The sequence below is a fragment of the Paenibacillus phytorum genome (assembly GCF_013141715.1).
In the GTDB taxonomy this organism is placed as follows: Bacteria; Bacillota; Bacilli; order Paenibacillales; family NBRC-103111; genus Paenibacillus_E; species Paenibacillus_E phytorum.
In genome coordinates this window covers 157,655-170,684 of record NZ_WHOA01000099.1, presented here as the reverse complement: position 1 = coordinate 170,684, position 13,030 = coordinate 157,655, and the positions used below count along the sequence as shown (strand labels likewise).

Annotated in this window: 14 protein-coding genes; all 14 read left to right on the top strand. The window is 43.9% G+C overall.

What is annotated here, in order from left to right:
• Positions 1–442: 442 nt before the first annotated feature.
• Positions 443–1,918 carry a phospholipase D-like domain-containing protein gene (locus tag GC098_RS15860; protein WP_171644096.1) on the top strand — a complete coding sequence of 492 codons (1,476 nt, stop codon included), beginning with the start codon at positions 443–445 and terminating at the stop codon, positions 1,916–1,918.
• Positions 1,919–2,050: 132 nt separating this feature from the next.
• Complete coding sequence (locus tag GC098_RS15855) at positions 2,051–2,608, top strand: MarR family winged helix-turn-helix transcriptional regulator (protein WP_246358628.1); 558 nt, start codon at positions 2,051–2,053, stop codon at positions 2,606–2,608.
• A 47-nt stretch (positions 2,609–2,655) separates the two neighbouring features.
• The gene (locus GC098_RS15850; RefSeq protein ID WP_171644095.1) at positions 2,656–3,831 is read left to right on the top strand and encodes an ArsA family ATPase; all 1,176 of its coding nucleotides are present in this window, start codon (positions 2,656–2,658) and stop codon (positions 3,829–3,831) included.
• 21 nt (positions 3,832–3,852) lie between these two features.
• Complete coding sequence (locus tag GC098_RS15845) at positions 3,853–4,098, top strand: hypothetical protein (protein WP_171644094.1); 246 nt, start codon at positions 3,853–3,855, stop codon at positions 4,096–4,098.
• Positions 4,099–4,152: 54 nt separating this feature from the next.
• Positions 4,153–4,506 (top strand): DUF6463 family protein, encoded by a 354-nt coding sequence (locus GC098_RS15840; RefSeq protein ID WP_171644093.1) that lies wholly within the window; start codon positions 4,153–4,155, stop codon positions 4,504–4,506.
• 82 nt (positions 4,507–4,588) lie between these two features.
• Entirely contained in the window at positions 4,589–5,134 is a 546-nt protein-coding gene (locus GC098_RS15835; protein ID WP_171644141.1) for a DinB family protein, read from the top strand.
• Between the two features lie 167 nt (positions 5,135–5,301).
• Complete coding sequence (locus tag GC098_RS15830; RefSeq protein WP_171644092.1) at positions 5,302–5,583, top strand: late competence development ComFB family protein; 282 nt, start codon at positions 5,302–5,304, stop codon at positions 5,581–5,583.
• A 141-nt stretch (positions 5,584–5,724) separates the two neighbouring features.
• Positions 5,725–7,095: an ABC transporter substrate-binding protein gene (locus tag GC098_RS15825; RefSeq protein ID WP_171644091.1), complete on the top strand. Its 1,371-nt coding sequence runs from the start codon at positions 5,725–5,727 to the stop codon at positions 7,093–7,095.
• Positions 7,096–7,160: 65 nt separating this feature from the next.
• Entirely contained in the window at positions 7,161–8,042 is an 882-nt protein-coding gene (locus tag GC098_RS15820) for a carbohydrate ABC transporter permease (RefSeq protein WP_171644090.1), read from the top strand.
• On the top strand, positions 8,043–8,873 hold the full coding sequence (locus GC098_RS15815) for a carbohydrate ABC transporter permease (protein WP_171644089.1): 831 nt from the start codon (positions 8,043–8,045) through the stop codon (positions 8,871–8,873).
• Positions 8,873–10,081 carry a trans-sulfuration enzyme family protein gene (locus GC098_RS15810; protein ID WP_171644088.1) on the top strand — a complete coding sequence of 403 codons (1,209 nt, stop codon included), beginning with the start codon at positions 8,873–8,875 and terminating at the stop codon, positions 10,079–10,081. The genes GC098_RS15815 and GC098_RS15810 overlap by 1 nt, the downstream gene beginning before the upstream one ends.
• Positions 10,047–11,234, top strand: a complete 1,188-nt coding sequence (locus GC098_RS15805) for a GntR family transcriptional regulator (RefSeq protein ID WP_246358627.1) — start codon at positions 10,047–10,049, stop codon at positions 11,232–11,234. Before GC098_RS15810 ends, GC098_RS15805 begins: the two co-directional genes overlap by 35 nt.
• Before the next feature lie 30 nt (positions 11,235–11,264).
• A complete protein-coding gene (locus GC098_RS15800; RefSeq protein WP_171644087.1) occupies positions 11,265–12,047 on the top strand; it encodes a phytanoyl-CoA dioxygenase family protein in 783 nt (260 codons plus the stop codon).
• Between the two features lie 219 nt (positions 12,048–12,266).
• Entirely contained in the window at positions 12,267–13,025 is a 759-nt protein-coding gene (locus tag GC098_RS15795) for a class I SAM-dependent methyltransferase (protein ID WP_171644086.1), read from the top strand.
• Positions 13,026–13,030: the final 5 nt, after the last annotated feature.

Sequence of the window (13,030 nt, the reverse complement as noted above, 5' to 3'; positions counted from 1 at the left end):
CTATTTCATAGCTATAGTAGTTCCATTCATATTTATTAGAAATTATAAACACCTAATAATAGTTTTCATTTTATCATGCGTAGTTTCTATTTTACTGGTAAATATGTATATCCCAAAAACAGAAACCTTCTTTAAACCATTTGATCAAACCCTAGAGTTGTTGGTAGTTCTAGAAGCAATTATTTTCGGAATCATACAGTTATTGTTATTATTGTTGATTAACTTTCTTAGAAAAGCTAGAAAACAAAGATTTTGATACGGATACCGCTTAATTCCTTAAACAGGAAATGAGCGGTTTTTTATTCTTCAGTAAAACTACTTTCCAATAGTTAGTATGCAATTCGTTGCCTTTGTGAATCATAAGAAAAAGCTTTGTTGTGAAAGTTTTTGGATGTTTATTACTATATGTTGTGGCTTGAATATAACTTTGGGGGGCTATTTCATGGGGTTTATTGGACTTTATGTTTTGAATACAATCTTTATGTTAATCGTAGCGATCCGTGAAGTACGTCGTCCGGAAAAAGCTTTGAACTGGCTAGCTATAGGTCTGATATTTCCTGTTCTTGGATTCGTCATATATCGCATCATTGCCAACCCAATTCATTTTCGTAAAGAGAGACTCACTTCTCCGAACAATGTGTCAGATCCATTGCCTGATTCGTTCAGTCCTGCTTCCTCCATCATCGCTCAATCTGTAAGTCAGCTGACGGTGCATGGACTTAGGAGTGGCCGAGTTCAATTGCTTACGAACGGCATAGAAACCTATTATAAACTTATCGCATCCCTACAGAATGCGCAAAGCACCGTGGAAGTGGAGTATTACACATATCGGGATGACCAGATTGGCAAACGAATTACGGATATCCTGATTGAACGAGCCGAAGCAGGGGTGAAGATCCGTTTCATTAGAGACGGATGGGGGAGTAAACAATTTCCAAAACATGTGATCAATCGGATGATGGATGCCGGAATTGATTGCCGGACGATATTTCCATTGAGTTTTCCTTGGATACCCACTTTGACTTATCGGGATCATTGTAAGATTGTCGTCATCGATGGAATCGAAGCTTTCACAGGAGGTATCAATGTAGGGGATGAGTATACAGGATTAAAGCCGGACGTAGGCTTTTGGCGTGATACTCATATGCGATTAGTCGGAGAAGTTGCAAATGATCTGCGGAAAATATTCGATGTCCATTGGCATATTGCTTCGAAGGAAAAGATTCCGCAAAAGGCTAAACAGGGTATAAGAAATAGGTCAAAGCAAATCATTCCAACTGCCAAAGTTTCACTTTCCGGATGGTCGGAAGAATGGGGTGCGGAATTGGATGCGGGCGTTGATCCCGTTTCTGGCACAGAGTCGCTGCACTATGCATACATGCAAACGTTAGAGAGTAATCCTGGAATTCCTACTGAAGTCATCCGGCAGGCTTACTTCATTTGTCTGACACAAGCGACTAAGTCCATAGATATTACCACGCCTTACTTTGTGCCCGAATCAGATATCATTATGGCGTTGAAGACAGCCGTGGCACGCGGTGTGCGTGTACGATTGCTGGTTCCACGTCATGTTACTCCCAAAATCGTGGGACCTGCGAGCCGTACATATTATGGTGAATTGATTGAAGCAGGAGTTCAAATTTATATGTATGAGAAAGACATTCTTCACGCAAAGGTAATGATCATTGATGAAGAAATGGCTGGCGTAGGTTCGGCGAATTACGATATGCGAAGTTTTCGTTTAAATTTCGAGGTCATTGAACTCTTATACAGTGCCGATGTGGGACGCGAACTCACTGAGCAATTCGAGCGTGATCTACTTGATTCCGTACCATTGCAAATGGAAGAATTGCTACAGCGTTCCTATCCTCAGCGCATAATCGAGCAGACAGCACGCCTATTTTCCCCATTGTTATAAAACGTATTTTCGAAAACACACCAACGAGCAGGACGCCATGGCGATCTGCTTTTTTGATCTGTTCAATGTATTTGTTCTATGTGTAACGCAATGAAGGTTCCAATTGATCAAAAATAATTTTAACAAGAACAGTTGACATTACTACGATTACGTAGTAATTTAACGATAGGAATTAATTACGATATCGTAGTTTATTGTAAGAAGAAAGGAATGTTCATGCAGCAGCTGTTTGAGCTTATTTTCAAAAATGGACTTCGTCCACTTAGTATGTTTCCTGATACGACCTACCTGGAACTGCAGCTCACGAGTTCTGATTTTTCAACATTGTTGTTGCTGAAATTTCATGGGCAGCTGACAATGTCCCAAATGGCAGATCACTTGGGTGCGCCTCTTAGCACAGTGACCAGTATTGCCAAGCGGCTTGTTCGAAAAGGCTACATCTATAGAGAGAAATCGCAGCAAGACCAGCGAATTATTGTTAATCGATTGACGGAAGATGGGGAACTGATAGCCGAAGAGGCTCTAGGTACGATGAATGTCATGTTTGGGCGTATTGAAAATGCCTTGACAGCTGAGGAGCTTCAGCAATTTATTCATCTGTCGTTGAAAGTGGCTAAAGCTTTACAACAAAACGCAGAGTCTGCCGGACCTTCGAAATCGACGCAGACGAGAACGATTGAAATCGATTAATTTTTTTATGCAATTAGTACGAAATCGTACTAATGGAGGTGCTAAGCTTGCGCATTATTATTTACACAGGTAAAGGCGGAGTGGGAAAAACCAGTATCGCCGCAGCAACAGCTTACCGAATGGCAGCCGAAGGTAAGCGAACAATCGTTATAAGTACGGATGCTGCCCACAGCTTATCGGATTCGCTCGGTATTCCGCTGCAGCATGAACCCATATTAATTCAAGAGCGATTGTGGGCGCAAGAAATCGATAGCTTAAGGGAAACACAGCGGTATTGGGGGAGTGTTCGCAATTGGTTCTCGAACTTTATGCAGTGGGCCAACCTGGATGATATCGGATCTGAAGAGCTGATGGTGTTTCCAGGGTTTGAAGAATTATTTAGTCTCCTGAGAATTAAAGAGCATGCCGAAAGTGGACTGTATGATGCAATCATTGTGGATTGTGCACCGACTGGAGAAACACTTCGCTTGCTTAGCTATCCCCAGCTACTTCGTTGGTGGGTGAGAAATATATTTCCTTTCGAGCGTAAAATTCTCAAGGTAGCACGCCCGATTTTGAAAGTGACCAAGGGTTTGGAACTGCCCAACGACGATGTCATGGACAGCTTCAGTCAAGTTGTCGATCAATTGGAAAAGCTGCAGCAGGTAATCGCCGATCCCGAAATTACTAGTATTCGCCTTGTTGTTAATCCGGAGAAAATGGTTATTTCCGAAGCGCGAAGAGCCTTTACAAACCTCAACTTATACGGGTTTCACACCGATGCGGTCATTGTTAATAAAGTGCTTTCCGAGGAAGCATCTGAAGGGTACTTCGCGCAGTGGAAACAAATTCAAAACAAGTACGAAGAAGAAATTGTCCAATGCTTTAGTCCTCTGCCGATCTTGAAAGTACCTCTAATGCCTCTTGAGGTTGTTGGTAAGGAGATGCTTGAGCGCGTAGCAGCAGCGGCTTTCCACGAACGGGAATGCGGAGCAATTCTACACAGAGGAATTATAGAGGAAGTGAAGAAAACAGAAGCAGGATATGAACTCCGCATCTCGCTGCCTTTTACCGAAAAGAAACAACTCCAATTAAATCAAAAAGGCGATGAATTGACACTGCAGGTTGGCAGCTATCGACGGATCGTTGCACTGCCGAGGGTCTTGCTGGGGCGAAGGGTGGAAGCGGCACGTCTTGCGGACGGCATACTGACCATACATTTCGGTCTGAACGAAGAAGCGTAAATTGGAAGGAGGAGATGGTTCATGAGCATCCGTACAAACCTACAGGATTTAGAAAACATTGCGCTCCTCTTCGAGGATATTAAAAACATCGCTGTGGCAAGACTCGTTCCAGAGGCAGCAAGAGCACATTTTCGTCAAGCGGAAAAAGAAGCCTTATTAGGAGTCAAATCTCTGCTTGATGCGGCTATTGTCCGGTTGGAAGAAGATGATTCCATGAAACAAGAGAACGAAAGTAATCATTTGAAACAGATTCCTGTTGAGGATTAAAGCTATGTCTACGTTAGATAGTTTTACTACAACGGAACTCTAAGGAGGTGCGGCATGGCCATACAGAAGCACAGCGGATGGATGATGGAGTGGACTTCTTATATTCATAATGCTGTCGGTTTGATATTATGTTGGAAACCGCTCAGCGAGATGGTGAAAGCGGGTGTGTGGAATTCCGTTGATCAGTCTTTCGACAGGATGACAGCTATCTGGTTTTTATTTTTTGGTGTTTTGTTGTGGATTATTGGACGAATGATGCGTTGGATTACCAAAGAGAAAGGCCTTGCGATACCTCGCTTTGTAGGCTGGCATATACTCATTTTGTCTATCATAGGGGCAATAATAATGCCTATATCGGGTTTCTGGCTCGTCATTCCGCAAGGGCTTTATCTCATACGAAATTCTTAAACGCATAAACGCTACTGACATACAGCTGTCAGTAGCGTTATGTATACTTAAGGTACAAGATTCGAGAGGAGCTAATAATATGATGAAAACAGCCGAAACTTTGAAACGAATTGAGGAACTTACCCACCAATACTTAGATGAATTAAATCCTCTGAGCATAGAGCAACTGAAACTTCAGTCAAATGAGAATGAATGGTCGCTTGGACAATTGTACCTCCATCTCATCAAAACAGCTCTCTACATGCAGATTGGCAATATTGAGAAATGTCGAAGTCAGAGTGCAGATGCAGTCGATCCTGTTGGAGAAAAAACGGAAGCGGGAGCAGCAGTCTTTGCGCTAGGCGGTTTTCCACCTGAACGTATTAGGGTTCCAGCATCTCCTCAATATACGCCCGAGCAGCCAGCTAGTAAGCAGCAGATCATCGATGGCATGCATGCCGTGCTCCAAAAAATGAAAGAAATCGAGCCTTTGCTTGAGGGCATATCTCCGAGATGTACCTCGTTGCATCCAAGATTAGGCGCACTTAACGCGAAAGAATGGTTTGCACTCATTGAGATGCATTATCGCCATCATCTTCTTCAGTTAGAGCGTTTGAAAGCATTCTTAAACAGCACGGAAACCGTATAATATCAGCAAAACGAGGGAGTTCCTTATAAGACTCTCTTATTTTTTTATTTTGAGAAAAGATGAAGTGCAATAAGGGTTCCATTTATGTCAGCCTAACACTTACTAAACATATTCATGATTGAATAGGAACGTGAGATAAATGCTGGTATAGAGGAGTCTGATCAAGTATGGGATTAGTTAATGCAGTAGAAGCAATCGTTAGCAATTTGTATGAAGAGTTTCAAAAAAGCTATGATATCAAATGCGGTTGTCAACATTGCAAAGAGGATATTCTTGCTCTAGTTTTAAATCGTATACCTCCCAAATACACATCGAGTGAAAAAGGTCAGCTGTACATCAAAACCCTCTATTTAAATCCGCAACTGCAATCCGATGTCATGAGAGAGCTCATGCGAGCTGCTCTTGTCGTTGAGCATAAACAAAACCATGTTGCTATTGAAGGGGTATAAAATAAAAGAAAATAAAACGCTGATGACATATAAGTGTCATTAGCGTTTTTTTATTTATTAAACAAAGCGGCAGCATTAAGACATATCTATTTAATTAAGACAATATAGTTGAATATGACTAAATTGAGGAGGGCGTTAGATATGGGGGCAGCTGTGGTCAAAGGATGGACAACTTTGTTTGCAGGCGTTATGTTATTGAGTTCCTTAGCAGGGTGTAGTGGGAGTGGAAGCTCCGAGAATACGGCAACTCCAAGCGGAAATACGGCAGCGCCCAGTGAGAGCGTGAAGAGCACTGAGCCTCCAGCCAAGCAAGTAACGCTTCATATGATTGAAAGTTTAACGAGTCCGGAACGCACCAAACTGCTTCAAGATGCCATAGCTCGGTTTCAAAAAGACAATCCGAATATTAAAGTGGAGCTCATATCACCGCCATTTGATCAAGCGGACAATAAAATCAGAACAATGCTAGCCGCTAAGCAGGAACTCGATATTCTCGAGGTACGGGATCTGAACATTGCCGAGTATGTGAATAATGGTTATTTGGAACCATTGGATACCTACGCATCGAGTTGGGCGGATAGTAAAACTCTCTCCGGTACATCCAAAGTTGTTGGCTCGAATAATGGCAAACTCTATTTTATCGCGAACGCTCTATATCAAAGACAAGTTTTTTACCGGAAAGATTGGTTCGACGCCAAGGGGCTTAGTGCACCGAAGACATGGGAAGAGCTGGTCGATTCTGCCAAAAAGCTTACCGATCCGAAACAAAATCGGTACGGTTTCTCGTTCCGCGGAGGTCCGGGAGCTAACGGCAACTTTGACCATATGATTTATGATTATAACGATAAAGTGATGAATCTCGACGATGCACCGTTTACGAAGGACGGTAAGACGGTGTACAGCACACCTGAAGCTAAGCAGGCATTGGAGCTGTATAAGAAGCTTTATAAAGAGGCATCGCCGCCGGACTCGATCAACTGGGGATTCCAGGATCAGGTTCAAGCTTTTACATCTGGGGTAACCGGCATTTTACTCCAGGATCCAGACGTTATCAAGGTGCTTCAGGATAAAATGGACCCCAAAACATTAGAAACGGCAGCGATGCCACTCGGTCCTAACGGCAAATCACTGGTCAGTACAGGAGCTGCAGGATGGGGCGTAACAGCGAATTCCAAAAGTAAGAACGAAGCTTGGAAATTAATTTCTTATCTCTCGAGCCCGAAAGAAAATACGGAATTTTCTAAGCAAATTGGCACGATACCGATTCATACTTCGGCGACTGCCGATACGTTCTTCCAAACAGGTCCTTACAAGACACTGCTAGATATGACTGCAAAAGCAGATGTTTTCGTCAACTTTACACCGCCGTTTAAATATCCTGGCAACGGAAGCTGGGGAGAGCTGAGCATGAAAGGGCAGCAATCTTATTTACTCGATAAGAAATCGACTGACGATACCCTTAAGGAATGGGATAAATTTTGGTTAGATCAGAAAGCGGGAATGAAAAAATAAAGGAAGTAGTTGGAAGCGGCGGGCGGTCATCGCTTGCCGCTTTTTTCTTACCGGGGGGTGTTCATGTGAGTTCTCGGCAAAAATTCATTCTCTCCAGCTTGCTGCCCGCACTGCTGCTTGTATTGATTTTTACATACTATCCCTTCTTCAAGGGAGTGGTGATGGCTTTTCAAAATTACAAGCTGTTCAATCTGAAACAGGTGCATTTTGTCGGTATACAAAACTTCGTTGATGCGTTTCGAGACCATCAATTTCTTGCAGCACTGAAAAACAGTGCCTACTGGGTGTTTTTCTCCTTAATTTTGCAATTTCTATTAGGGTTTATCCTGGCGCTGTTTTTGAACAAGAAATTCTGGGGACGAGGATTGTACCAAGCCTTTATTTTTTATCCATGGGCATTATCGGGATTTCTGATCGGCCTTATTTGGAAGTGGCTGTTTAACTCACAAATCGGCGTCATCAACGATCTCTTATTGCGTCTTGGTATTATTGAAGATCGCATCGGGTTCTTGTCGGATCCCAAATGGGCGATGTCATCCGTTATCGTCGCCAACGTATGGTACGGGATAGCCTTTTTTACCATTATGCTGCTGGCTGCACTGCAATCTATACCTTCGGAGCTGTACGAAGCAGCGAGTATCGACGGAGCGAACGGTTATCGAAAGCTGCTTTATGTGACGATTCCGTACATCATGCCGACCATCATCGCCACAACGCTGCTGCGGGTCATATGGATCTTCAACGATCCTACGCTCATTTACGGTATGACGAATGGCGGACCGGGAGGGGCGACACACATTTTGTCCTCTTTGATGCTCAATAAAATTATTTATGACGGCGATTATGGGGCTGCATCAGCAATCGGGGTCATTATGATCGTCATGTTGTTTTTGTACACTTTGTTTTATTTGATGGTTACTAGGTCGGAGAAAGTAGGTGACTTCTAAATGAAACGAAATTACGGGTATCGGATCATAAAAGTTGCCTTTCTTTTCGTGTACTTAGTCATTATGGTGTTTCCATTATACTGGATCGTCATCACCTCGTTAAAGCCGCAAAAGGAAATATTCAGTTATCCCGTCCATTACTGGCCAGAGCAATTCACACTTCAAAATTACGTCAACATCTTCAAAGTATCTAAGTTTAACGTATATATTGCCAACAGCCTTCTCGTTTCAATTTCTTCTGCTCTGATCGTAATCGTGATCGCCATATGCAGTGCTTATGTACTCGCTCGATTTCGGTTTCGCGGCCACAAGCAAATCATGCTCGCTTTCTTCGTAACTCAGATGCTCCCAGGCTTCATTGCTCTGGCTCCGCTTTACATGATGATGTCAAACTTGCATCTGCTTAATCAGCGAATCTCATTGATCCTCATGTATACGGTCATCTTGATCCCGTTCTCCACGATTATGCTGCGAGGCTTTTTCCAGCGAATTCCTGCCAATCTGGAGGAAGCAGCGATGATCGACGGCTGTTCCCAGCTGTCTGCCCTCATGCGAGTCATTATCCCGATCATGATGCCAGGCATTTCCTCGATGTTCATCTTTGCTTTCGTTCAGAACTGGAACGAGCTTTTCTTGGCCGTCATGTTTATCGATAACGAATCGTTAAAGACACTGCCGGTAGCGATGAATTCTTTTATCCTTAAATTTAATGTGGATTGGGGTTCTATGTCCGCCGGAACTGTGCTGTCTGTACTCCCGACGATACTTTTGTTTGCCCTAGCACAGCGATTTATTGTAGAAGGATTAACCCAAGGGGCGGTGAAAGGGTAGTGAGCGCAAAGGAGAAGCTTTATTCTATTGTGGCGCATGATGCGCACGATGATCGTCATCATGGCGCCATCAGTGTTCCCATTTATCAGACGAGTTTATTTTCGTTCGATAAGTACGAGCAATTCAACTTGGCAAGACTCGATGAGCAAGAAAACTTCGTGTATTCCAGAGGCAATAATCCTACAGTGAGGTACCTGGAGGACAAGCTCGCCCAGTTAGAGCAAGGGGAAAGAGCCAAGTGCTTTGCGTCCGGAATGGCGGCGATTTCGGCAGCGATTATGTCTATAATCAAGCAAGGTGATCACGTCATTTGCACTCATCAGGCGTACGGACCGACACGAGAATTTCTAGGCGTCTACTTGCAAAAGTTTGGAATCGAAACGACCTTTGTCGATGGCAGCTCATTGGAAAACTGGAAACGTGCGGTTCGACCGAATACCAAATTGCTGTATTTGGAGAGTCCGACTAGTATGATGTTCCAGCTCCAAGATATACGAAGTTGTGCGGCGTTGGCACAAAGTATAGGAGCAGAAACGATTCTCGATAATTCGTGGGCGACGCCTTGTCATCAAAATCCGCTCACGAAGGGGGTTAGCCTCGTCGTCCATTCGATCACGAAGTACATTTCCGGGCATAGCGATTGCGTGGGGGGCGTTGTGGTTGGCTCCCATAGATTAATGGACCCACTGATGTCGACGGAATATATGTTGTTCGGCGGCATCATGACGCCACAGACAGCGGGTTTGGTTACGCGGGGGCTTCGCACACTGCCAATGCGGATGCAGCGTCATGAAACGAGTGGGCTGAAGGTCGCCGAATATTTAGGCAGGCAAAATTATGTGAGGAAAGTAAACCATCCGGGGTTAACAAACCATCCTCAGTATGAGCTGGCTCGTACGCAAATGTCAGGGTACAGCAGTTTATTTTCGTTCGAATCCCTTGAGTCGGTTGCCAAATTAAGGGCTTGGGCGGACCGTCTTCAGTATTTCCGGATTGGAGCCAGCTGGGGTGGATTCGAAAGTTTAATCAACGTAAATGCCTTAAATAACAATGATCAGCAAACAGGTTCGCTTGTTCGACTCTATATAGGTTCCGAGGATCCGGACGATTTAATTCGGGATATGGAAGAAGCATGGCGATGTGTCACACAAAGCCCTTCTGAGGGGGAGATATATGAGCAGAATGCGGGTATCAGCCAGGACGGATGAACGACAACCGCTATACTTGCAGATCCAAGAGCATTTTAAACAGTTGATCCAATTAGGCGCTATGGAGGAAAATGACAAATTTCCAACGGAAAAGCAGTTGATGGAGCAATTCGGAGTCAGTCGGATGACGGTTTCAAATGCGCTTACGCAGCTGGCGAAAGACGGATGGATTTACCGGATTCCAGGGAGAGGAAGCTTCGTTAGTCCAGAGTCCCGCTCGGAAGTAGCTGAGAGCCTAGAGAACATTCAGCTTGACGCTACGGATGTGAAAGAGCATGATGAGCGTGCTTCCTCCCGCAAAATGATCGGCTTCGTTCTACCCTTACTTGAGGATTTCTTTGCTATTCGACTTTTAAAAGGAATCAATTCCGTGTTAGAGAACACCGATTATTATGTGTCGATTGTGCTAACTCACAATAACAAGGAGCGGGAGAAGGAAGCCATTCAGGAACTGATTAAGAATGGGGCCGTCGGACTTATTATTTTTCCGATTGATGCGGAAACGTACAACGAAGAAATCTTGGTACTGAAACTGCGGAAATTTCCTTTCGTGCTCATTGATCGCTACTTGCCAGGCTTTGATACCCATTGTGTCTGTTCGGATAATTGGATGAGCGCTCAGTTGGCGGTTAACCATCTGTGGGAGTTAGGACATCGGGACATCGCTATTTGCTCCGATATTCCGATCAGCACGGTGACAGTCGACGAACGGATTCGCGGCTATATGGAAGCACTGAAACAAAAAGGTTCGATGATTAACCCAGCTTTAATTGTGACAGATTTTCAAGTGACGGATACGATCCCAACTGAAAAGCACCCGTTATATCATTATCTCAAATATCGCACAGCAACCGCGTTCATTACATTGAATTTGAAGTTGGGCTTGAATATAGCTAGTATGGTTAAAAAACTGGGAATGAATGTACCGAGCGACCTCTCTATTATAATGTACGATAATCCCTCATCCGAGCTAGATGGAAACCCTACATTCACTCATATAGACCAGCATGAGCAGGAAATTGGTGCTAAATCGGCTGAACTTCTGCTTAAACTACTGAATAGCCAGGAGAGTGTGACAGAGTCCACTAAAGTGATCGTAAAATCGACCTTAGTGTTAGGAGAATCCACTAGAGAACTATGGGTTAAGAAATAATCATTTGTTTAAAAAAGGAGGAGCTTTACTATGAATCCTATTTCTAATCTAGGAGAATTTACGGAGCTCGATCAGTTTATGTTTGAATCATGGGGCTATCTGATTATTCCTAACGTACTCTCCGAAGATGAGGTGAAGGAATGCCTGGAAGCATCCATCCGCTTACACGAGTCAGAGGGCGCAAAAGGTTGGGCACAGGTGGGAAAAGGCTATGAAACGGAATCCGCTTTGGAGCGATTGATTGATCATCCCGCTGTATTGCCTAAAGTTAGGGCGCTTTACGGAGATCGCTTCATTTTACAGTCAGCATGGTGTACCAAACAGCCAGCTTTCGGCGGAGTGGGGGGTTGGCATCAGGATGGGTCAGGGGCTTATGAATTTAGTAAACTCGGATATCCGATTCCGCTGATTCAGCTTCGAGCTTCTTTCTTATTGACGGACCAATCCATTCCTAGAACGGGGAATATGGAGATGATCCCAGGCAGCCATAGAAGCCAAGTGCAGCTTCCGGGTGCGATTAGAACTGCTAAGGATGATGTTCCGATCGGTCATGTCATCTGTGCACCGGCGGGATCGGTACTATTTTTTCATAATGCCGTCTGGCATCGGACTTTCGCTCATGATGGTGATTACGACCGATATACGATGCACTATATTTATAGTCCGCCTTGGGTTCGATGCTCAGATCGTTTCGAGAATAATCAAGAGTTCTTAGACCGCACAACTTCGACACGTCGTTATTTAATGGGACAATTTGCAAGACCGGATGCACCCTTTGGAGCTAGCTATCCTGCCGAATTCGAGAAGGGTTGAAGTTGTGGAAAATGTTGAATGGCCGCGAATGTAGCGGTCGTTTTTTTGTGTTTTAGTGCTGTGTATTTGTTATGGACTTTTGTCAAATAATTGAATATGATATAGATGTATATTATGAAACGTTGTTTCATCAAGTGAAACAAAAGTAGTTTCTTAACACATCAACAGTTGGCCGCTTTGTTAGTAGAAGGATATTTTATCTGATGGGAGAGGTATGAGATGAATAATCATAAAGAACGTTTTTCAAATCGAGTTGATACCTATGTGAAATTCCGCCCGAGTTATCCGAAAGAGGCTATTGATTATTTGTATGACGTCGTTGGTCTGCATGCAAATGCAGTAATTGCAGACATCGGCGCAGGGACAGGTATTTTTTCAAAGCTGCTCTTACAAAGAGGGAGCCAAGTAACCGCTGTTGAACCGAATCAAGCGATGCGGGAAGCCGCTGAGCAAATGTTAAGCGGAGATGCAAATTTTCGTATTGTAACGGGATCTGCTGAAGCGACTGGTCTACCGAATGAGTCTGTCGATTATATCGTTTGTGCCCAAGCGTTTCACTGGTTTGATCGCACGGCCGCGCAAGCCGAATTCCATCGGATTCTGAAGCCTGGCGGGAAGGTGTTATTGATCTGGAACTCGCGTCTGGAACATGGCAATGCATTTAGAGAAGAGTACGACTTATTGCTTCGTACATTTGGAAGCGATTATGAAAAAGTTACTCATAAAAATATTTCGCAGGAAACGCTGGCGTCATTCTTCAAGAACGATAGTATGCAGCTAGAACGATTCGCTATTACTCAGGTTTTCGATTTTGAAGGTTTGAAGGGGAGGTTGATGTCATCTTCCTACATTCCCGTACCTGAGCACGCCAATTTTGCGCCGATGATGACAGAACTGCACCATATATTTGAACGGCATGAGCAAGATGGAAATGTGTTTTTCGACTATGAAACCGAGGTATATTGGGGAGAGGTTTAGTAAAA